Below are 20991 nucleotides of genomic sequence, written 5' to 3' on the forward strand. Positions count from 1 at the left end.
TCAAGACAAAGGCAAAATTACATCGATGATTTTGATCGCAATAAAAGGTGCAATAATACCGCCTACGCCATAAATGAAGATGTTGCGTTTTAATAATTGGTCTGCTGTTAAGGGACGGAATTTTACACCTTTGAGGGCTAGGGGAATGAGAACAGGAATAATTAAAGCGTTGTAAATTAACGCTGAGATAATTGCAGATTGCGCGCTTTTGAGTCCCATAATATTCAGTGCGCCAATACCTGCGGCGGCAAAGATAGTAGGAATGATGGCGAAATATTTAGCAATATCGTTGGCGATGGAAAAGGTGGTTAACGCCCCACGAGTGATGAGTAATTGTTTACCAATGGTGACTAAATCAATTAATTTGGTGGGGTCAGAATCTAAGTCCACCATGTTAGCTGCTTCTTTGGCGGCTTGAGTGCCAGAGTTCATGGCTAACCCGACGTTAGCTTGAGCTAATGCAGGTGCATCATTAGTACCATCACCTGTCATGGCGACTAGTTTACCTTGAGACTGTTCGTTACGAATGACACTAATCTTGTCTTCTGGTGTGGCTTCGGCGATAAAGTCATCCACTCCGGCTTCTTCGGCAATTACGCCTGCGGTAATGCGGTTGTCACCTGTGAGCATAATTGTTTTGACACCCATGCGCCGCAGTTGGTCAAATCTTTCGCGTAAACCAGGTTTGACAATATCTTTGAGATAAATGACTCCGATAATTTGGTCGTCTTGGCAAACTGCTAGGGGTGTACCGCCTAAGCGCGAGACTCGCTGATATGCTACATCGACATCATCGGGAATGCGCCCACCGCGAGAACGCACAAAACCTTTAATTGCATCTACCGCCCCTTTACGAACTTGCTTTTCGTTAGGTAAATTAGTGCCACTCATCCGAGTTCTGGCGGAAAATTCCACACCTTCGGCTTGTTTGAGGTCAAAATCAACTTTTACGCCAGAATTTTCGGCTAGTTTAACAATTGACCTGCCTTCTGGTGTTTCATCAAAGATACTCGCAGCTAAAGCAACTTGCGCCACATCTTGCACGGTGTAACTGTTGACCGGAATAAACTCATCAGCCATACGGTTGCCCAAGGTGATAGTACCTGTTTTATCTAGCACTAAGGTGTTGATGTCACCGCAAGCTTCTACAGCGCGTCCAGAAGTAGCAATCACGTTAAATTGTGCGACTCTATCCATACCAGCAATCCCGATCGCACTGAGTAAACCACCGATAGTTGTGGGTATTAAAGCTACCAAGAGCGAAATCAAAATAGCCACGCTCGCACCTGCACGTAAACTGTTTCCCGCTTCTACACCAAACACTGTGCTGATAAAGGTGGCGATGAAATTGACAAAAGGAGGCATGGTAGCCACGACAATTAAAAACACCTGTGTCAGAACGGCGAGTAATACAGTCAGGGCAATTTCGTTAGGTGTTTTAGTGCGTTCTGCTCCCTCTACTAAAGAAATCATCCGGTCTATAAAACCCTGTCCAGGATCGGCGGTGATGCGAATTGTCAACTCATCTGAAAGTAAGCGCGTCCCTCCTGTAACAGAAGAAGCAATATCTGTACCTGGTTGCTTGAGTACAGGCGCAGATTCTCCGGTAATTGCCGACTCATCTACCGAACCGATGCCTTGAATTACTTCCCCATCGGCAGGAATCATGTCATTGGCAATGACTTTGACTAAATCGTTGCGGCGTAATTGGGTAGAATTAACTTGCTGAATTGTGCCGTCGGGGAGGACTTTACGGGCAACTGTATCAGAACGGGTTGACCTTAAAGAATCTGCTTGGGCTTTACCTCTTCCTTCCGCAACCGCTTCGGCAAAGTTAGCAAATAAAACTGTGAAAAATAAAATTAAGGTAATTAATCCATTTAACAGGCGTTGCTGATTGACATCTACCTGTAACGTACCAAATAAATTTGGGTCAAGAGTGACTAAAAAGGTAACAATTGTGCCTAGCCACACGACAAACATCACGGGGTTTTTGACCGCAATGCGAGGATTGAGCTTGACAAATGATTCTTTAATAGCTCTTTGATAGATGCCCCGCATATTTGCTTTAGGCGTGTGTCTGCGTGAGTCACGCGTTCCTTGAGGCACACGGGGCGGGTGAGGTGAAGGGGATGAGTCTATATTGGTGGTCATAAATTATATAAGTTTTTATCTCACGCAAAGGCAAGGCAGCGCGTTGGGCGGCTCTGCCGACTTGAAGCGACTGCCGCGCAAAGGCGCAAAGAAGGAGTTTTGCAAGAAGTGTATTGAGGCTTTGAGATTGAATGTTGAGGTTCTGAGGTTGAACGTTGAGGTTTTGAGCTTGAACTTTGAGGCTTTGAGGTTAAACGTTGAGGTTTTGAACTTGAACGTTGAGGTTTTGAACTAAAACGTTGAGGTTCTGAACTAAAACGTTGAGGCTTTGAACTTGAACGTTGAACCTTTGAGGCTGAACGTTAAGGTTTTGAACTAAAAATTTCAAGCTCGACCAATGACCAATGACTCATCCAATCCCTTTGGCTATCCAAAACGCTTCACCGATGGGGCCAAATGCGAGAACGGGAAAGAATGTGAGTGCGCCGAGGATTAAAATTACGCCTGCGGTTACGCCTGTAAATAGTCCAGTGTCGGTGCGTAATGTACCAGCCGTGAGCGGAACTGCTTGTTTGCGGAACATACTATCTGCGAGTAATAGCAAACCAATAATGGGAATGTAACGTCCTGCTAATAGGCTGAAGCAAGTACTGAGGTTCCACCACAAAGCGGTGACAGTGGTTTTTGCACCAGTAGCAATAGCAATGGGTGAGGGTTGAGAGTCACCTAAACCTTCAAAACCCGAACCGTTGTTAGCCGCAGCCGAGGCATATTCGTAAATAACTTGAGCAAAACCATGAAAGCCGGGGTTACTTATTCCTGCTAGTTGGTCGGGAAATGCTAAGGCGATTCCCGCAGGAATCATAATTGAGATGGGGTGAACTAAAAGAATCAGAAAACTCGCCAGCACCACCTCACGCTTTTCAATTTTGCGTCCGAGAAATTCTGGTGTGCGCCCAACCATTAAACCTGTGACGAATACAGCCAAAATTAAATAAGCAAATAAATAAGCTGTTCCCGTACCTTGTCCACCCCAAATGATTTGCAGAAACATATTCGAGAGGGTGACAAAACCACCGTTAGGCATAAAGGAATCATGCAGACTATTTACAGCACCGCACATGGTTCCGGTTGTACTGACGGCGAACAATATAGACTGCGCCCAACCAAACCGGACTTCTTTACCTTCTAAATTCGGTTGTGTGCTTCCGAGTAGGGCATTGACGGCGGGATTACCGTTATATTCGCCAATGGCAGTGATAATAATAAAGCCAATATAAATCACGCCCACCATGCCATAGACTAACCAGGCTTGTTTAATGTTGTTAGCAAATACGCCATAGGTGTAAATCAAGGCTGTGGGAATTGATAACATCGCCACAATTTGAATTAAGTTAGAAAATCCGTTGGGATTTTCAAAAGGATGGGCTGAATTGATGGCAAAAAAGCCGCCGCCGTTTTCGCCTAGTTGTTTGATGATTTCAAAATGGGCAACAGGGCCGCGCGCGATCGCTTGACTAATATTAGGATCTTCTAAAGTGGGGAACACAACAGGCCCGGCTAAGGTTTCCGGTACACCCGCCGCCATCAGGGCAATCCCACCGACAATACATATAGGTAACAAAACCCGTGTAATTGAGCGAATCAAATCTACATAAAAATTACCCAACGGTCTACCAGTCAAACCGCGAATAAAAGCAATCCCCACCGCTAACCCAGTCGCCGCCGAGGTGAACATATGATAACCAAGTCCCCACATTTGGCTGGCATAGCTGAGGTATGTCTCACCAGAGTAGTGCTGTTGGTTAGTGTTAGTAATAAAAGATATGGTAGTGTGCAGTGCTGTATCCCAAGTTGGCGCGTCTATCTGCGTAGGATTAAAAGGCAACCATCCTTGATTCATGATAATGAAAAATATCAGCAACCCCATCACTACGTTGCTGTACAAAATAGCTCTGGCATATTGCCAACCTGTCATATTTTCTTTAGCAGCAACGCCCACCAAAGAGTACAGCACGCGTTCAACTGGATTTAAAATTGAGTCGAGAAATGTGCGCTGTTCTAGGTAAACCCGCGCCAGATATCGCCCAAAAAAGGGAGTAATCGCTACGACAATGAGTAGCGTTAAGGTTATTTGAATCCATCCTTGGAGCATGATTTATACCATTTTTCAACGCAGAGGTTTTATGGATTTAATTAGATCGTCAATTGATTGGCTAATAAAAACAAGATATAGAATATATAATTTGATGTTTATTCTTTCTATATCTAATGTTTAGTGTGTTTATATATCAACTAAACGCCAGTAAATTTTCATAAGATTAACTTAGGAATTTAACGTCTTCATCACCAACAGACTGTAAAAATACTCTGCGTTACTCCGCGTAAACCTCCGCGTTACTCTGCGTTTAAAAAAGTTACTAATTTATGCAAAGCAATACAAAAAACACACAATTGAGCAGATTAGCAGTCATATTTAGCCTATTTGTGGGCGTGATTTTGATGGAGTTTGAAACACCAACGGAGTATGTGTTTGGCTATTTATACACAGGGCCAATATTATTAACTAACTCCTGGTTTGGAGGCATTGCGACTTTTCAAGCAACATTAATTGCTGTGAGTTTAACAATGTTAAATCTTTTTTGGCCTGCTGGTGAAGTGATTAAGACATCAACATTTGCCAGTCGAGCGATCGCCGCAATGGCTTTGATTGTCACAGGGGTATTAAGCGATCGCTTGCGTCGTTCTCAAGAAGCGATCGCCCTCACCCGTGCTAAACTAGAATCGCAAGAAGAATTAGTCAAACTCCGCGAAGATTTTGCCTCGACACTTACCCATGATTTAAAAACGCCATTACTAGGCGCAATTGAAACAATCAAAGCTTTTCAACAAGAAAAATTTGGTACAGTTTCACCCACTCAGCAACAAGTTTTAGATACAATGGCACGCAGCCATAAAACATCTTTACAACTGTTAGAAACGTTATTAGATATCTATCGCAACGATACAGAAGGTTTAAAACTAGATTTAGTAGCTGTAGATTTAACCGAGTTAGCACAAGAAGTGGCGAGTAGTTTAATCGGATTAGCCGCCAACCGTCGAGTGCATCTTGCCGTGAGTTATGGTGATTCTGATTGGCGACGTGCGTTGTGGGTACAAGGCGATGCACTACAACTACAACGAGTTTTGAATAATCTGTTGGTGAATGCAATTAATCATTCGCGGCGTGGTGAAAGAGTAGAAGTAGTCTTAGAAGGACAAGCCTCTTATCAGGTGGTGAAAATTTTAGATACAGGCGCAGGAATTGGGATAGAACAGTTTCCCTATTTATTTGAAAGATTTTACCAAGGCCATAGCCAGCGTCAAGCCAAAGGTTCAGGGTTAGGGCTTTATCTGTCTCGCCAAATTATTGAAGCTCATGGAGGTATAATTTGGGCAGAGAATAGAGTACCCAGTGGTGCGATGTTTGCTTTTAAATTGCCTGTTTATCCATTTCAATCTCTAAGTGTGTGAAATGTCCTCGAACCCAATTAAAATTTTGCTTGTTGAGGACGATGAACTGTTCCGCTTAGGTTTGCGCGTGCGATTACAGCAAGAACCAGATTTAGAGATTGTCGCTGAAGCTGAAGATGGTGAAACCGCGATTGAATTAATCAAGCAAATTCTTGTAGATGTGGTGCTGTTAGATATAGGTTTACCGGGAATTGGCGGAATCGAAGCTTGTCAACAAATTAAACAGCAAAATCCGCAATTACCAGTTTTAGTTTTGACTTCTCACTCACAAAAACCTTTAATTACGCGGTTAATTGAAATAGGCGTACAAGGCTATTGTCTCAAAGGAATTCCTGCCGAAAAATTACTTTTAGCACTGCGTTCTGTGGCGGCGGGTGCTTCCTGGTGGGATGCAACCGCCACACAAGAAATTCGTTCTTCTTTAGTTGGGGAATTAACATCACCTGAGTTAGAAACTACCCAACTTTCTCATCCTTTAACACAGCGCGAACAAGAAATTTTATCGCTGTTAGCCGCAGGTAAAACTAATCAAGAAATTGCTCATGCACTGTATATTGCACCTGGCACAGTACGGGTACATATTCATGCCATTTTACAAAAATTAGAAGTGAGCGATCGCACTCAAGCTGTAGTTGTTGCCTTACAAAAACGCTTAATTAAAGGAAATTCGCCAAGCACACATATTTGATTTGTGAATCAGTAGTAGTGCAAAATATTTGGGATATTTTCTCACTTCTGGAATCTTAGGCTGTATGATCAAAAAATAATCCAATACGGTTCAGTTACGGGTATTTGTGATGTTTGGTGAATCTGTAGAGACGTTGCATTAGACTTATCCGCAAAACGTAAATGCTTACTGTGAATGATTTTGAGCAATTACTCAAAAGCCAAACACAAAAATTAGACGATAATCATTGCAAAAGCGAAGCATCGGCAACAAATGTTCATCGTAAAACTCAAGTATTTCCTCGCGGCTCACTCTACCGCGTGGTACAAAATCAGCTTCATTATATAAGCTGTCTCGCCATTCGGTAAAAGCAGCAAGATGTTGCTCTAATCCCCCTACCCAAAAGTCTTTTAAAGGGGTAACGCAAAAGTCTTCTAACTTGATTCGGGAGTATAGTAGTTGTTGTATAGCCTCTGTTGACTGTACTCGTTTACCAAATCCAGGTATCAAGATGTCCGCAATTAGATCTGGCATTTTAGAGCAATATTCATACGGCGCATAATCTACTGTTTCCACGTTTTGAATGGCGGTGAGAATTGGGAGAGCAATTCTATCGGGTAGCTCACCCCCACTATTAATACTAGATGCAATCACAGTAGGTCTGTCAGTAGGTTCTGCTCTAGTGTACAAATCTACACCAGGTTTCATAAGAACTTCACGAATTTGTACATCATCAGCTAGCTCTGATTCCAGTTTATCAACGAGGCGATTGAGGATTTCGTCTGGATAATAGTCATCGTATTCCTTGGGAATAAGTTGCATAATACCGATGCCAAACCAAAAAGTCATAAGCTCTAATTATTTAAAAATATTTTATTTCACAAATTGAATGTTTCTGACACTTCCATATCCTGCACTCATATTGAATCCAGCAACTTGATGAAAGTCATCATGGACAAACTGCAAAGTGATGTCCGTACCTTTCAGTAAATCCTTGTTAATTGGCTTGAGGGTTTCTCGAAGAGAATTTCTTCGATTTAGCAGCAACTCTCCGTCTTCTATACTGATTCTGTAGGTGACATCTAACTCTTTGCAATAATACTCTCCTGTAAAATCCATCCACTGTTCAGAATCAGGAGGAGCAAAGTCTAGCCGTTGGAAAACGTCGCGTGTTTTGCCCTCCCAACAAACGTAAAGATGGGAGGGTTCATCTAAACCTGCCTCTTCAAATTCAACATCGGCATTAGAAGGAATATCCATTATTACAAAATGATTTGAACTCACAGGAGAAAGTGTAAAGCTCATTCCAGCAAATTCCACGATTAATTTCCCGTTCTTTACCAATAACTCCCAAACAATTCCTGTTTTTGGGTTTTGATAAAAGCCAGTCTTGCTCTCTAAATCAATCGATGGAATTTCTCTTATTTGGGTTTGGCGGCGTACAGATTCTCTGCTTTGCTCAGTAAAGTCATCAACTAAGTAGATATCTGCGACTTTTCTGGCAAGTTCTGGCGGTTCAGGGCTGCCCAAATTTGACAAGCAAATTACAGAGAATCTCTGTTTGGGGAATCGAAGCATCTGTGAGCTGTAACCCATCCATCCACCACTGTGGCTGATGGTTTCTAATCCTCGGTAATGCCCTATAACTAAACCAAAGGCATAATCTATCCCTTCGCTGCTATTCAATCTTCCAGGTGTAATGATTTCTTCGATCAGGTCTTGCCCATATCCTCCTAATTTGTTTTGGTAAAAATTCTCATCCCAGATACATAGATCCTCAACTGTAGTATAAATACCACCGTCACCCACGACATCAAGAATAGACATATCAATCCGAAAGCTACCTTCGTCCCTCACAGAGTAACCAATCGCTCTATTCTTAACAATCCTTGTGAAATCATCGTGAAAGTGAGTTGTCTTCATCCCAAGCGGACTGAAAATATGCTTATCAGCAAAAACCGCCAGAGATTCTCCGGAGACACGTTTTACAATTTCTGCCAAAAGAAAATATCCTGAGTTGCTGTACAAATGCTCCTCTCCTGGCTTGAAGTTCAATTCTTTTTGACGAGCTATTAAACCAATGATTTCGTTCTCAGGATACTCATTCTCACATCGCATTCCTGCCAACCCCATGAGGGTTAGGTAATCACGAATGCCGCTTGTATGGTGAATCAGATGCCGCACAGTAATGGGATACTCATATCTGGGTATCTCTGAAATGTAGATTTGGATCTCGTCATCTAAAGAAAGTTCCCCCTTTCTTGCAAGTAAAGCAATGCACATCGCTGTAAACTGCTTGGATGTTGAGGCAATATCAAAGACCGAATTTGGAGAAATCGTTACGTTGTGTTCTAAGTCAGCGATACCATAGCCGCGCTTATAGACAGTCTCACCATCTTTGATGATGGCTAAAGCAAAACCAGGAGAGCCTGGTTTATCCCATTCAGAAAATAATTCATCGACTTTATTTGGCGATGGGAGTGTCATTATTAAAAGCTTGAAAGATTACTTATTTACTTATTATTGTACGAAGCGTCGATTATTAAGCCATTTTCTTACTTATAAGCACCTGTGTAAGTTTCTTAATACTGTAGAACTCCATCACCCTAGTAAAACAGCATTCACTGTCCTGGGCGAATGCTGTTAAGGCAGGATGTAGCTCATAGCTCAATACGGTTCAGTTACGGGTATTTGTGATGTTTCCGAATCTGTAGAGACGTTGCATTGCAACGTCTCTACAAAGGTTATCGGTAGGCTAATTATCTTCTTTGAACTGTATTGAACAATAATTAGCAAATTTTAAGTTTTTACTAGCAATTTAATTTTATTAACCTGCTTAAGCGAATTCATCTCTATAAATATTTGCATAGCTGTTTGAAAATACATCTGACTTTCATCAGTATTGAGCATTTCTTGATAAGTAAGCCCTAATTGAAAGTAAGCCTCAGCTAAATCGCATTTAGCACCAATATTATCTAAAATTTCAATCGCCTCTGCATGATTAACAATTGCTAATTCAAATTCTGCTTGTTGTCTATAAATTTCTGCTAAACCATTGAGAGTTTTAGCTTTCACTTGCAGATAATGACTTACTTCGGCAAAATGCAAGGCTTTGCTAAACATTTCTTTAGCTTTGATAAATTCACCTAAATTAATATAAGTTTGTCCTAAAAGCTGGATGAAATAAGCAAACCTACCTGTATGTGCGCCAAGATTTTCAGCAATGATATTTTTATAAGCAACGTTAGCTAAAGAGAAAGCTGCTTCATTTAAGCCTAAATAAGAATTGACTAAGGCTAAACATACGCTGGCTTTTTCAGCCCAACGATGATGTGCAGTATTTTGAGCAAGATAAATGACTTTTTGAAATAATTGTGCAGATTCTTCTAGTTCCCATAAATCCATTTTGTAGAGACCAATGCTTAAGAGTGAATCTACCTCTAGCATTCGTAGATAGTAAACTGTATGTTTATTTTCTGGTTGCGGAACAAGTGATTTTAAAGCATTAGTGGCTAAATTAATTGTTTTTTCTTGACAAGCGATCGCCTGATTTATCTTACCAGTTATCCAATACAAATCACCTAAAATATTGTAGAGTTCTATGAGTTTATTTTCATCTTGAATATTACTCAAAACTTGATTAATTGCGCTCATCACAGGTTGAATCAAACCCATCCGATATAAAGTGCTACCCAGCGGTAAAAACTGTTGCCATTGGTTATTGCGACTTTGAAGAATTACTTTACCAGCTAATTCAAATTGATTAATTTCAATATAATGATAGTAAGCTTCTAATGCCTGTAAAGCATCGGCAAAATTCGTAATTTTTTGAATACTATTTGTCCAAAATTCTGCGGCTTGATGGTTAGTAATTTCCCATTCATCACTTTGGCGTAAACGTGCGATCGCTTCAGCACGAATTACCGGATGTAACCAGTATTCACCTTTATGACATTCTACCAGCGATCGATTTCTTAAAGACGTAATAATTTGCCGATGTTGTGCCACTGGAACATCCCACAATAAAGCAACCATCCCCAGCGATGAAATAGTGGCGACATCTTGATAGCGATAACAACCCAAGCGACAAAGCAAGCGATAAGCTTGAGTATCAAGTGCTTGTAAGCGATTAATTTGACTAACTGCTAAATTTTTTAAGTCTGTGACTGCTAATAAATCTGCATTATTTTCTCGCCAGTAAGCAGTGATGTCACCGTCAAAATCTTCCGCAATTGCACCACAGAGAATTCCCATTGCTTTGGCATTTCCGCCGTAAGCATGGTGCATCATTTGGAGAGTTGACGCATCAATAGTTAAACCACGACTGCTAAAAAATTCTTGCCATGCCGCTTGCGCCAAACCAGGAAGGCGATAATGATGAATATTAACACTCGGTTCACACAAGCGATCGCGGCTAGTAATCAAAGTCACAGACTGCACATTCGCATCAGCTAAAACCCGCAACAGTTCTACATAGCTACGGTGTTCGCAAATCAACCGACCTTCACTATCTAACGCTGGTTCAAGGTTGTCAATTAACACCCCAATACGTCGAGTGTGTAGTTGACGTTTTAGCCTTCCTAAAGTTACGCCAAACTCTACCCCCGGTTCTTCGTGAAAATCCTGCTTCAGCCATTCTTCTACAACGCGTTCTGCTGAGGTGATATTTTGTGTTTCCTGCGCCATCAGCAGTTCTAAAACCAAATCAAACTCTTGATGCAGATATTGTTGTGCTAGGGTAGTTTTGCCTAATCCTCCCTCACCTTGAATGACAATGACTTTTGCACCTTGACTCACCAACGCATTCAAATGTGCGATCGCATCTTCTCTCCCTATAAAATTAGTATCTACTACTTTTGCTGGGATAATCGGCGTAGAGTAATCTAATAAATGAGAAATTCGGCTAGCTTTTTTGAGACAACGTTCTAAAGTAGCGCGACAATTACCTTTAGTAATTTTCTCCCGCAGAACTTTTGACAGCAACTTCCACAACTGCGAACCAACATCCTTGGCGTGTCCTTCTGTACAGCCATAGTCATTGGCAATATCCAGATATTTTCTACCCAACCAAACCTGCTGAAGAATAACTTTTTGCAAATCGCTCAACCGTTCCCCAGTTTGAGCCGGAATTATGGTATCTAACCAAGCCAATGCTGCTTCAGCATCCATTATGTAACGACGAGGGTAGCCTACATTTTAGTCTACAGCGTCAGTGCCACAATTTTCGGAAAATTTTCCTCAGGCAACAGAAAACAGTGAATAGTTCTTACAAATGAAGTTTATCCCCCTGCCCCCTGCCCCCTGCCTTCTGCCTCCTGCCTCCTTATCAACGCCTAGCAACGCGTCCCAACAAAAATAAACCAATACCCAAGAAAATAAAATTAGGCAACCAAGCACCCATAAAAGGAGAAAGAACACCTGCTTGTCCCAACGCACCGCTAATAAAGAACAATAAATAATATGTAAAAATAACAATCACGCATACCCCAAAACTTGTACCTCTACCTGTACGTTGGGGGATAGTTCCCATCGCTGCACCCACCAAACCAAACACTAAACAGACAAACGGTAGAGAGATTTTTTGATGAATTCTCACTTCAAGTTTACGAATTTTTTGGCGATCGCCACCTAACTTTTCTACTGTTAACTGTTCTAGAGATTCAGAAATATTCATTTCCCCGTAATCGCGGCTTTTTTCTGCCAGACTTAACGGGGTGCGCGGTAATTTTAGTTGTTGTTGTTCAAACCTTAAAATATTTCGATAAGAGCCATTAGGAGCTACTAAATAAATAGTACCATTATAAAAATCCCAGACACTTTGTGCGCCATTCCACTTAGCTGACTCAGCTACAACCACTTGATTTAAACCTTGGGTAGAACGGTCAATAATTGTTAGACCTTTCATCTGTTTACCATCAAACTGGTCAGCATAAAATAACCGTGCCAGCATTTTACTTTTAGTGCCATCAGCTTCTAAAATATCGCGGTATTCTGGATAAAAAATATTTTGCTGTTTGAGAATTGGCTTTTCAGATTTGAGGGCATCTTCTAAAGTCTGGTTTGCTTGATAGTTAGCCGTAGGTGCAATTTGCTCGTTAAAAACAAACGTCATCCCTGTGACTACCAAACTTAACATCACTGCTGTTAAAACCATCCGATAAACACTCACCCCACAACCACGCAGAGCAATTAACTCACTCTCACTTGACAGTTTGCTGTAAGTCATTAACGTTGCCAACAGCGTAGACATCGGGAAAGCTAAAACAATAAAATTGGGCATTTTCAACAAAAAAACTTGAATAGCGATGCCCACAGGTAGCCCAGATTCGACAATTTTTCTTACTAAATCAAATACAGCATCAATAGTGACACCAATTGAAGAAAATGCCCCGACACCAAATAAAAATGGTGGAATTAACTCACTGAGCAAATAACGATCCATGATCGTAAAAGGCAGCAGAGAATTAATACTATAAAAAGACTTCTGCTTTTTTGAAATCATAAGTAAGTAACAATCAATATAGGCAATCCAACTGAAGTATGAAATACTTAGGACTTACGCACAAAGATTGTCTGTGGAGACTGGATGTAAGGGTGTCGGGTGTGGGGTTAATGGGTTTTGGATACATACACCCCTACACCCCTACACCCTTGATTTTTCGTTTTCATACGTAAGTCCTGATACTTATAACTCCTAAGAAAATACTTTCAACTTTAATTACTGTTTGAATATTTAAACCTGAAAATTATCTCCTAAGTAATATTGCCGCACAAGCGGATTGCTGTAAAGTTCGTCAGCCGTGCCGGAAGCAAGAATTTGTCCTTCACGCATGATGTAGGCGCGGTCAGTGATGGCGAGAGTTTCGCGGACATTATGATCTGTAATTAAGATACCCATACCGCGATCGCGCAAACCAGCAATAATTTGTTGAATTTCTGCCACAGCAATAGGATCAACACCCGCAAATGGTTCATCCAGTAATAAGAATTTTGGCCCCTCTCGCCCCGAGGCCAAAGCTCTAGCTAGTTCTGTTCTGCGTCGTTGTCCCCCTGAGAGTTGAATACCTTTAGTCTTAGCGACTTTTTCTAAACCGAACTCGCCCAATAAAGTTTGTAGTCGCCTCGGCCACTCCCATCTCGGTACATTAGTTTGTTCAAATACCAAAAAAATATTATCCTGTACGGAAAGCTGACGAAATACACTTGCTTCCTGCGCCAAGTACCCAATACCTAACCGGGCACGTTTGTGCATAGGCAATTCCGTAATATCTTGAGTATCTAGCCAAACTTTCCCTTGATTTGGTTTTTCTAAACCTGTGGCAATATAAAAAGTCGTTGTTTTGCCAGCCCCATTCGGGCCTAATAAACCAACGACTTCGCCCTGAACCACAGAAAGATTGACGCGATTGACAATAACTCGCTTGCCGTATGATTTGTGAATATTCTCTAAAACAATTTTCACTATCCGCGTTGGTAGTAGTAGATGCTAGTTGGAAGGTTTCAAAGCAGGTGTTTTGGGGGCAGATACATTATTTTGTCTATCTAATTCTGAATCTTCCACCATATAAATAGACTCTACCTGACGGTTGGTCTGGGGTAAAGCTACAAACCGCCCCTCATCTATTAAATAAGTCACCTTTTCTGCCCGAATACTATTATTGCCCTGTTGCAAAATATAGACATTTCCTGTAAAGTCTATCCGGCGTTCTTTGCTAAAGTATTGTGCTTGAGCCGCCGTTGCTTGCAGCTGACGCGCTGGATAAACCATTTGCACATTGCCACGCGCCGTAATGACTTGAGTTTTAGCATCATATTCTTGCACATCAGAGCGAATAGTCAGAGGGCGATTTCCACTAGCCGCTTGTGCAGTGGCTGTTTGCAGTTGACTAGGAAAAGTCAACGCACCCAAAAGTGTGGCTGGTAGTACCAAGGCTAAACCAAAGCGGCGCATTTGTGATATTGGCGATTTGCAGGGCATCATAACGATTTAAAATTTAATATTCAGCTTTTATACCAATTATCTCAAGTACTTTATCCAGAGATAACCTCTACAATCTGGAACAGCTTGGATAACCAATGGCTAAAATACTGACGCTTTGCCGAACGTGGAAGTTTCACAGAAAATTTACATTTATTAAAAATCTGTAGCTTGCCACGCCAGTAATTTGGGTGAAGCGGAGGGTAACCCAACAAAATTCTGAAAGTGTTGGGTTTCACTACGTTACACCCAACCTACCTTTAATGCACTACTTTAGTCTAGACAGTCCACTACTAACTTATCTATTCACCATTTGCTAGCAAAATCCTTGGTATAGGCAAGGATGGATTTTCACTCAAATCACCTACGGGAACTTTATTGACTCCCATTTGTTGGATTACCTTTAACAATGCTCCACTTTGGCTCAACAATGCTTCTACGTCTATACCCGCGTAAATATCTGGGTAACGCCGCAAGCGATTACCACCTTCTCCTAGTAAGATTGCTGCACCCCGTAAATTATCATTACCCAGATGATACAAGCCCACAGCTATTTGTAAAATCCCTTGATAAAAAGTCTTTTCGGGTTCGCTGGCTTCGATCCACAAAGCTTCTAAAGTGTCATGACAGGCGTAAAACTGTCCAGAATTGAACTGTTCTACACCTTGCCAAAACTCCTGGGGCATTGCCTCGCTCATGCCATACTGTCTCTTACTTCTTTGATTGTGTCTAAGGTGATTTCTTGACTTTCACCTGCAAACTCATTTTCTGGAGTCAGAAACAACATACAATGACACTCTTTGCGCTCTCTCATGGGTACGCAAGGACAATTCCAATATGAGGCCTTAACTTCAGCTTCTTTATCTTCGTAGTGACGGCAGGGACATAAAGGCGCACCTAATTCATCTTTGTGTTTGGCTAACCCTTCAATTACCACCGCAGTAACCGAAGGTTCACTACAGAAGTAAGTTCCAGTGCGCTTGGCGTATTGTTCGGAAAAATGCCGCATTGCTTCTAGGCTTTTATCGCTGGATTTTGCATTAGCTTCTGATGTGATCATGTGGATCTGCCGCTCATAATTTAAATATTTCTTTGCATTGTACCTCAGCACCAAGCTGCTATTACTAGGGAGATTTCCCCAAACTAGCTAAAACTCTACCTGAATAGTAAAAGCCAGCAGCTGGATTTGAACCTGCGACCTTCCGATTACAAGTCGGAAAGAATTTAAGGCAGAAGGCAGGTGGCAGAAGGCTAAGAGAATAGTTAAAAATTTAGCGCACTAATTTTGAGCTAGTTTGGTTTATGAAAAGTTTTTCAGGAACTACCTAAAATTTTGTAACCCAACTCTGCATCACCCTGGATTTTTTCGAGCCTTATCAACTCCATTAATGCACCTCTGATTATCTCGGTCTTGGGTGGCGTGCCGTTCCATTTGCGGGATTTTCTAATTGATTCAAAGCTTACCGGCTGATTGCCTGCATTGATAATTGCCAAAACAGCGTGAGCCATCTGTGACATTTCTATGGTTGGTACATTATCAAGCACACCCTCAAACGGATCTGGTTGTTTGGGCCGCTCAGTTGGGGTAACTGCTGTAGACCCCTCTGGCCTAAAATCGATTCGCTTGTGAGTTAATGGTGGTAATTCAATTGGCAACCATTGACCATGCCCAGGTAGTTTGATTGCTCCTTTGCCACTGGCTTTTGCTTCTGCTGTAACCTCATCAATATCTGGGATAAGTTCAATCTCTAACAAAGATGAATCCCTTAATCTAGATAACCCTTTGGCTTTAGCTAAAATTTCCATCGTCCGATCATGGGCGACAAACAAGGGAATCATCAACTGTTTACGAGATTCAGTCATGGCACAGCGAAACCATTTACCAACAAAATCAGGGTCAGGCTTCCATTTTTCATCCTCACAATTATCTGGCATTGGCTCAACAATATTATCAGTCCAAGTTGTAAACTCCTCAGCAACTACACAGAAATGCTGATTGGTATCCCTTAAATGTTGTGTCCACTGTTCCTCAACCATGCCCGATTTACGATAGGCTTTATAGCGATCGCGCATCTCTCCCAAATACCACTGCATGAATTGAGAGATTTCTTCATAGCCAGTAATCAACTCAACACCCTGCCACTCTACAGGTGTGCCGTGAGGGTCAAGAGCAATAATCCGATTCCACCCAGCTTTACGCTTATGCCAGATAATTTCTCTGGTAGTCCATGATTTACCCGCACCCATGCCACCAAAAATTAGGGTAGGGTAGCCGATGGTATTTTGCATCCACTTATATTTATCTGCTGCGGCAATTGCTGTTTGGTTTGTGCCTTCTACCTTGTCACCAGGGTTAACTATCTGCTCAAGTGTTTGAGTTCCTTGCAAGTAAGGTGTTTGTGATGAGCGCAAAAAGTTAATATATTCCTCTTTCTGTTCATCTGTCATACCTGCTGTCTTGGCTTCAAATAAAGCGTCTGATGCTTCTAGCTTAATTACTTCAATTTCAGTCTCAGCTAGTATCTCAGCTTTTTGTAGGTCAATAGAGCGATCGCCTGCAATAAGTTCCAGGTCAGCTTGTAATTCAACTTCCTTAATGGCCAACTCCCTGTAGTTATCCATCAAACTAATCTTGGCTTTAAGTTCAGCTTGGGCTATATCGTGTTTATCCTTTATCGCCTCAAACTTCGCTAATTTTTTTTCTGTATGCTGCAAGTGCCGCAGCATCCACCCAGCTACAGCAAAGCTTAAAAATGCGCCACCTGCCCAGTAAGGTTTGTAAGGGTTACTGGCAATGATTGTGCGATTCATTACTACTGCTTTTGGCCTACCTTCCATGCCCCACTGCTGCCATTGCCAAGCTGTCATTCGGTAGGGTCGATTGCTGAGGTCTTCGCAGATAAATTCGTGGGTGGGAGATTTTAAGCAGAAGTACACGCGATCGCTGCTTTCTCCTTTCCATGCCATTGCAGATGCACCAACCCCCAATACCAAGCCCAAACCAATAGCAGCAACTTTCAAATCCATTGCTGCTGCGTCAAAGTTTACTACCAAGTCTGATTGTTGAGAGTTAGTTAATTCTTGATGCGCTTCGCTGAGGTAATCCATATTGCTACCAAACCTAAGACAACGGCAATCACTACCGGATTGACCCAAACTGAAGATTCTTTTTTCACGGGTTCATACATCTGGGTAGTTTCGGCAATTGCATTATTCTTTGACTGACTAGCTTCCCACCATTCCCCTATCGGTTCACTAACAGCACAAACTAGAGCGAGTGATGCTGATGCCCCAGTCATAAAGTTAGTTACTAATTTATCCCTGCTCTCACCTGCCGCTGTCGCACTCAAGTACAAGTGAGCTACACCCAAGGCTAGTATGATGCCAGGCGGATGAACCTGCATTAAGTGGAAAGTGAACACTACGGCTGAATTTAAACAAGCTCCAGCCGCAATCTCGCAAACATTACCAGCACGACGGAACGAACAAGTTTTATTGTTTTCTGGGGGGTCTTTCTGTTCCAGTTCCTGTGGTTCCTGTTGTTGCTGCACCAACCCAAAAGGATTGGTGTTAGTAGGGTTTTGTTCGTTCCTGGCTAACACCGCATTTGTTCCTTATCGCTCGCCTAATTTATCCCACAAATTACCCCAGCCTCGATTCTTCCCTGTCGGACTAACACTATCAGCCACCGGGAATGACCGCATCTGTACTGGTATAACTTCCTTAGGTGCGCGGTTCATGTCAAATGCTCTATCCCCGTATCTCGCACGATTGAGCAGAAGTTGACGCTGTTCATGTAACCTGTTTTGGACAGTCTGCCTCTCGGCTTGAACTGTGTGCCGATTTTCGATGCTGCTGATTTTATTTTGATGGCGGAACAGTTCAGCCTGTAAGTCGTTCCTAAGCTGTACCGCAACCTCATTTAAAGCATTCTTTCTGCGCTCCTCAATCCGCAGCATCTCTGCTCTATCACTAGCGTCAAGCAATTCCATGTCAGCGTTAAAGCTGGCATTTAGCTTTCTGATTTTAGCGATCGCGTTGGCTACATGATTGCCATACTGCTTTCTCAATTCAGTCCAGGTGACTTGTCCGTTGTTTAATTTCTCCAATGCCTCAAACGCAGTTTTGGCATTTTCTAAAAACGGGTCTAGTCTTTCACTCAATTCAGCCGCATTTTGCGCCATGTTCGCAAATGCTTGCAGGTTATTGATATCGCTGAGGTAGCTAAGAATATCAGCCTCAAACCCACCCCAGGACTTAGCTTTCTCATCGATATGAGAACTGTGTCCCATCACTGGGTTGTGTATTGCTATTGCTCCGAAGTCCATAGTTGCTGCTTTCTTTGTTCTGGGCATTGGAAGCTATTAAGTATGTGGTGAAAAACAAAGTTGAGAATAGGCAGGCGATCGCCACAAATTTACACGCTCTTTCTACACGGGCGATGCCTTCGGCGAGCTTCGCTAACGCTGCCACAATCATTACGAAGCTATCGACTCGCTGCTCGATGGCAGCAGTAATTTTGGGTCATTATCCCAAGCTTCAATTTGTTTGATTTCTTCAGTCAGGTGGCTTGTTGCAGAACTTTTGAACGACATCAAAAGCTTGGGCGCAGTTGTTCCTAAGTCTCCGCGAGAAAGTCGGGACATGACACCTTGGACAACTTTAGCCCCAATGTAATCAATCATTTTGTCTTCAAGGTTAGTAATAACAGAATCGAAATCACCTGCTATTTGTTGTCCTGTATTTTGTCCGGCTGCTTCACTGGCTGTAGTTGGTTGCTTTTTATCTTTGTTGTTGATTGCTTGCTTGTAGCTCATAGTAATTCTCCATGTGTTTTTTAATTTTTGGAACAGCACCCTCATACTGAAATCTCTCTACAAGTTGCTGGAACTGGAACAAAGCCTCAAGTGTTCCGCGACTCAGATATTGATTTCCTGGTATGTAATCGAAGTATTTAGGACGTTCCTGTAATAGACAAGTTAAGTATCTGTAGCAGGTCGTTCTGCTAATGCCCAGTTTTTGCAATACCAAATCCCTTCTCAACCCATCTATCTCGGTTCCAATTACTTCTGATAGCGATTTTGTCTTGATCTGGCTAAAATCTGCGACGGTCATGAATTACTTATGAATCGTTTCACTTTTGGTTCTGAGTTGTTTCATGGCTCAATAATAAAAAACCCGCTCAAGGCGGGTAAATAAACTTGTAATTTTTCCAGCAACTTTTTTAGGCGGCGATTCTTTGATTAGTGGCGTGGTACAAAGCAGCGATCGCCCACTCTGGGCATCCAGAGTAAAACCAGCTGCGAATAGCAGACAGCTGCGGCTCTTTTGCACCAGTACCTTGATAGTATTCTTTGAGCTTTCGCTGAATTAATCGTGTAGCCGTGCCAACGTACATATTTTCGCCTGGATAATATCGCTGGCTTGGTGGTAATTCTTCTATGAGTTTTTGTGCAAATGTGTCGATTTGAGTGAGTTTTCTTGGCATGATAGACATTGCCCTCCATAGGCCGTAACTGTGGATGGGTGGAAAAGTCCTGCTGGTGGTGACTCACTAGCAGGCAATTACAAAAATTAATTTGTTCTCTGCATGGTATTTTACACCAAAAAATTACCCTAGTGACTGTCACTAGGTATCCCTATGGTAGACTAAAAATCGAATTGACCTACCAAGTAGTAACCACTAAGGCGAAAATTATGGAAACAGAAGCCGTTTATCAAGTGGAAACCATGCCAGAAACAAACGCACCAAAGATGATAAAAATAACCTTTGCTGTGCCAGAAGAAGTTCACAAACAAGCATTAGATTTAGCGGCTGCCGAAGGGTGGAAGCCAGCAGAATTGCACAGGTTAGCATGGGTGCTTGGCTTAAGTGAATACGCAGAACGCAGTAACAAGCTTCTGGTGAATGAAAGTCTTAGAAACAAAAAGCGGTCTTAAGTCAACAATTCATAAGCTCTAGCCCCAACAAAAACGCCACTAAGCCAGTGGCGTTTCGTTTATGAAAAATTTTTCAGGAACTAGGCAGCGTAACGAGTAATAGTAGGAGAACCTTGACCCATAAACGTACAGCTAAAAGTAATGATGCCTTGTGATGCCAAATTTTTGTTCATGTTCATAACTACTGCTGCGCCTTTTAGCCCATCGCCTGTAGTAGCTCCTGCGGGTGCTGGATCTTCTTGCCACACGTAAACTTCGCGGCCTGAAACACCATTAGCAGCTGCATAGAAAATTCTGCGAAACGCTTCATCACTGCTGAGTAAATTCGCAGTCCAAGGCAATTCCCAGCTTTGCCCTGTAATCGCCCCGTCCTTGTAACCCAGTGGGTCTTCAAACACTAGGACATCGGTGCGATCGCTGTTGATATTCGCATTCAACTGAGTACCGCCGAGTAACCGTTTCTTGGCAACGTACTCAGCAGTAGAACTGCCTGTGAGTGCTGCGTGTGCTGCCTCAATGTGCAGGGTGGTATCACCTTCTTTGGCATCAGCAGTTAAGTAAACCGTGAGTTCTGCGGTTCCATTGTCAAAAGTCAGTGGCGTTCCACCAGCAATAGGGCCATCCAAAGCAGCTACGGTTACGCTAGTTGCATTGTTGGTAATGCCACTACTGGCTGTAACTTCTACGTCAACGGGTTCGGTGCGATCGCCCAAAGGCAACAACGCAACGTAGAGCTTGACCTTATTCCCTGCGCCGACTTGAAAAGTCTTCGACATCTTTGAAATCTCCGGAGATTGAT

General features: G+C 42.3%; 20 protein-coding genes. 3 read left to right on the forward strand and 17 right to left on the reverse strand.

Going from position 1 to position 20991, the window contains the following annotated elements; translation table 11 throughout:
* The gene (gene kdpB / locus H6G69_RS10965) at nt 1–2154 is read right to left on the reverse strand and encodes a potassium-transporting ATPase subunit KdpB (protein ID WP_190685877.1); all 2154 of its coding nucleotides are present in this window, start codon (nt 2152–2154) and stop codon (nt 1–3) included.
* A 349-nt stretch (nt 2155–2503) separates the two neighbouring features.
* Nucleotides 2504–4249: a potassium-transporting ATPase subunit KdpA gene (gene kdpA / locus H6G69_RS10970; RefSeq protein ID WP_190685880.1), complete on the reverse strand. Its 1746-nt coding sequence runs from the start codon at nt 4247–4249 to the stop codon at nt 2504–2506.
* Between the two features lie 272 nt (nt 4250–4521).
* Here kdpA and H6G69_RS10975 point away from each other — a divergent pair, with 272 nt between their 5' ends.
* Both H6G69_RS10975 and H6G69_RS10980 read left to right on the forward strand, forming a co-directional pair.
* A complete protein-coding gene (locus H6G69_RS10975; protein ID WP_190685882.1) occupies nt 4522–5607 on the forward strand; it encodes a sensor histidine kinase KdpD in 1086 nt (361 codons plus the stop codon).
* 1 nt (nt 5608) lies between these two features.
* Entirely contained in the window at nt 5609–6295 is a 687-nt protein-coding gene (locus H6G69_RS10980; protein ID WP_190685885.1) for a response regulator transcription factor, read from the forward strand.
* A 192-nt stretch (nt 6296–6487) separates the two neighbouring features.
* Here the strand turns inward: H6G69_RS10980 and H6G69_RS10985 are convergent, their stop codons facing one another.
* The 14 genes from H6G69_RS10985 to H6G69_RS11050 all read right to left on the reverse strand — a co-directional run bounded on the left by H6G69_RS10985 (nt 6488) and on the right by H6G69_RS11050 (nt 19740).
* Entirely contained in the window at nt 6488–7096 is a 609-nt protein-coding gene (locus tag H6G69_RS10985) for a hypothetical protein (RefSeq protein WP_190685889.1), read from the reverse strand.
* Between the two features lie 51 nt (nt 7097–7147).
* Nucleotides 7148–8761: a serine hydrolase gene (locus H6G69_RS10990; protein WP_190685891.1), complete on the reverse strand. Its 1614-nt coding sequence runs from the start codon at nt 8759–8761 to the stop codon at nt 7148–7150.
* A 312-nt stretch (nt 8762–9073) separates the two neighbouring features.
* Nucleotides 9074–11443: a tetratricopeptide repeat protein gene (locus H6G69_RS10995; protein WP_190685894.1), complete on the reverse strand. Its 2370-nt coding sequence runs from the start codon at nt 11441–11443 to the stop codon at nt 9074–9076.
* A 157-nt stretch (nt 11444–11600) separates the two neighbouring features.
* The gene (locus H6G69_RS11000) at nt 11601–12716 is read right to left on the reverse strand and encodes an LptF/LptG family permease (protein ID WP_190685897.1); all 1116 of its coding nucleotides are present in this window, start codon (nt 12714–12716) and stop codon (nt 11601–11603) included.
* Nucleotides 12717–13007: 291 nt separating this feature from the next.
* On the reverse strand, nt 13008–13736 hold the full coding sequence (lptB, locus tag H6G69_RS11005; protein WP_190685899.1) for an LPS export ABC transporter ATP-binding protein: 729 nt from the start codon (nt 13734–13736) through the stop codon (nt 13008–13010).
* Between the two features lie 24 nt (nt 13737–13760).
* Entirely contained in the window at nt 13761–14255 is a 495-nt protein-coding gene (locus H6G69_RS11010) for an LptA/OstA family protein (protein WP_190685902.1), read from the reverse strand.
* A 299-nt stretch (nt 14256–14554) separates the two neighbouring features.
* Nucleotides 14555–14950: a DUF309 domain-containing protein gene (locus H6G69_RS11015; protein ID WP_190685905.1), complete on the reverse strand. Its 396-nt coding sequence runs from the start codon at nt 14948–14950 to the stop codon at nt 14555–14557.
* On the reverse strand, nt 14947–15312 hold the full coding sequence (locus tag H6G69_RS11020) for a ferredoxin thioredoxin reductase catalytic beta subunit (protein ID WP_190685908.1): 366 nt from the start codon (nt 15310–15312) through the stop codon (nt 14947–14949). Before H6G69_RS11020 ends, H6G69_RS11015 begins: the two co-directional genes overlap by 4 nt.
* A gap of 254 nt (nt 15313–15566) precedes the next feature.
* Complete coding sequence (locus H6G69_RS11025; RefSeq protein ID WP_190685910.1) at nt 15567–17360, reverse strand: hypothetical protein; 1794 nt, start codon at nt 17358–17360, stop codon at nt 15567–15569.
* Entirely contained in the window at nt 17327–17854 is a 528-nt protein-coding gene (locus H6G69_RS11030; RefSeq protein ID WP_190685915.1) for a hypothetical protein, read from the reverse strand. Before H6G69_RS11030 ends, H6G69_RS11025 begins: the two co-directional genes overlap by 34 nt.
* Before the next feature lie 12 nt (nt 17855–17866).
* Nucleotides 17867–18607, reverse strand: a complete 741-nt coding sequence (locus H6G69_RS11035) for a hypothetical protein (protein ID WP_242072037.1) — start codon at nt 18605–18607, stop codon at nt 17867–17869.
* 123 nt (nt 18608–18730) lie between these two features.
* The gene (locus H6G69_RS11040) at nt 18731–19069 is read right to left on the reverse strand and encodes a hypothetical protein (protein ID WP_190685918.1); all 339 of its coding nucleotides are present in this window, start codon (nt 19067–19069) and stop codon (nt 18731–18733) included.
* Entirely contained in the window at nt 19035–19367 is a 333-nt protein-coding gene (locus H6G69_RS11045) for a hypothetical protein (RefSeq protein WP_190685921.1), read from the reverse strand. The genes H6G69_RS11040 and H6G69_RS11045 overlap by 35 nt, the downstream gene beginning before the upstream one ends.
* 109 nt (nt 19368–19476) lie before the next feature.
* Complete coding sequence (locus H6G69_RS11050; RefSeq protein WP_190685924.1) at nt 19477–19740, reverse strand: hypothetical protein; 264 nt, start codon at nt 19738–19740, stop codon at nt 19477–19479.
* 131 nt (nt 19741–19871) lie between these two features.
* On the opposite strand from H6G69_RS11050, the gene H6G69_RS11055 reads away from it, so the two are divergent.
* Entirely contained in the window at nt 19872–20192 is a 321-nt protein-coding gene (locus H6G69_RS11055; RefSeq protein ID WP_199335909.1) for a hypothetical protein, read from the forward strand.
* A gap of 80 nt (nt 20193–20272) precedes the next feature.
* Here the strand turns inward: H6G69_RS11055 and H6G69_RS11060 are convergent, their stop codons facing one another.
* On the reverse strand, nt 20273–20968 hold the full coding sequence (locus H6G69_RS11060) for a hypothetical protein (protein WP_190685927.1): 696 nt from the start codon (nt 20966–20968) through the stop codon (nt 20273–20275).
* Nucleotides 20969–20991: the final 23 nt, after the last annotated feature.

Source organism: Nostoc sp. FACHB-110, from assembly GCF_014697425.1.
GTDB lineage: Bacteria > Cyanobacteriota > Cyanobacteriia > Cyanobacteriales > Nostocaceae > Nostoc_B.

What these genes read in the sequence shown, in the direction of transcription:
- H6G69_RS11060 (WP_190685927.1), bottom strand. Translation starts at nt 20,968, where the DNA reads ATGTCGAAGACTTTTCAAGTCGGCGCAGGGAATAAGGTCAAGCTCTAC.
- H6G69_RS11050 (WP_190685924.1), bottom strand. Translation starts at nt 19,740, where the DNA reads ATGCCAAGAAAACTCACTCAAATCGACACATTTGCACAAAAACTCATA.
- kdpB (WP_190685877.1), bottom strand. Translation starts at nt 2,154, where the DNA reads ATGACCACCAATATAGACTCATCCCCTTCACCTCACCCGCCCCGTGTG.
- H6G69_RS11035 (WP_242072037.1), bottom strand. Translation starts at nt 18,607, where the DNA reads ATGCCCAGAACAAAGAAAGCAGCAACTATGGACTTCGGAGCAATAGCA.
- H6G69_RS11040 (WP_190685918.1), bottom strand. Translation starts at nt 19,069, where the DNA reads ATGAGCTACAAGCAAGCAATCAACAACAAAGATAAAAAGCAACCAACT.
- kdpA (WP_190685880.1), bottom strand. Translation starts at nt 4,249, where the DNA reads ATGCTCCAAGGATGGATTCAAATAACCTTAACGCTACTCATTGTCGTA.
- H6G69_RS11015 (WP_190685905.1), bottom strand. Translation starts at nt 14,950, where the DNA reads ATGAGCGAGGCAATGCCCCAGGAGTTTTGGCAAGGTGTAGAACAGTTC.
- H6G69_RS11025 (WP_190685910.1), bottom strand. Translation starts at nt 17,360, where the DNA reads ATGGATTACCTCAGCGAAGCGCATCAAGAATTAACTAACTCTCAACAA.
- H6G69_RS11020 (WP_190685908.1), bottom strand. Translation starts at nt 15,312, where the DNA reads ATGATCACATCAGAAGCTAATGCAAAATCCAGCGATAAAAGCCTAGAA.
- H6G69_RS10980 (WP_190685885.1), top strand. Translation starts at nt 5,609, where the DNA reads ATGTCCTCGAACCCAATTAAAATTTTGCTTGTTGAGGACGATGAACTG.
- H6G69_RS10995 (WP_190685894.1), bottom strand. Translation starts at nt 11,443, where the DNA reads ATGGATGCTGAAGCAGCATTGGCTTGGTTAGATACCATAATTCCGGCT.
- H6G69_RS10990 (WP_190685891.1), bottom strand. Translation starts at nt 8,761, where the DNA reads ATGACACTCCCATCGCCAAATAAAGTCGATGAATTATTTTCTGAATGG.
- H6G69_RS11000 (WP_190685897.1), bottom strand. Translation starts at nt 12,716, where the DNA reads ATGGATCGTTATTTGCTCAGTGAGTTAATTCCACCATTTTTATTTGGT.
- H6G69_RS10985 (WP_190685889.1), bottom strand. Translation starts at nt 7,096, where the DNA reads ATGCAACTTATTCCCAAGGAATACGATGACTATTATCCAGACGAAATC.
- H6G69_RS11045 (WP_190685921.1), bottom strand. Translation starts at nt 19,367, where the DNA reads ATGACCGTCGCAGATTTTAGCCAGATCAAGACAAAATCGCTATCAGAA.
- H6G69_RS10975 (WP_190685882.1), top strand. Translation starts at nt 4,522, where the DNA reads ATGCAAAGCAATACAAAAAACACACAATTGAGCAGATTAGCAGTCATA.
- H6G69_RS11010 (WP_190685902.1), bottom strand. Translation starts at nt 14,255, where the DNA reads ATGATGCCCTGCAAATCGCCAATATCACAAATGCGCCGCTTTGGTTTA.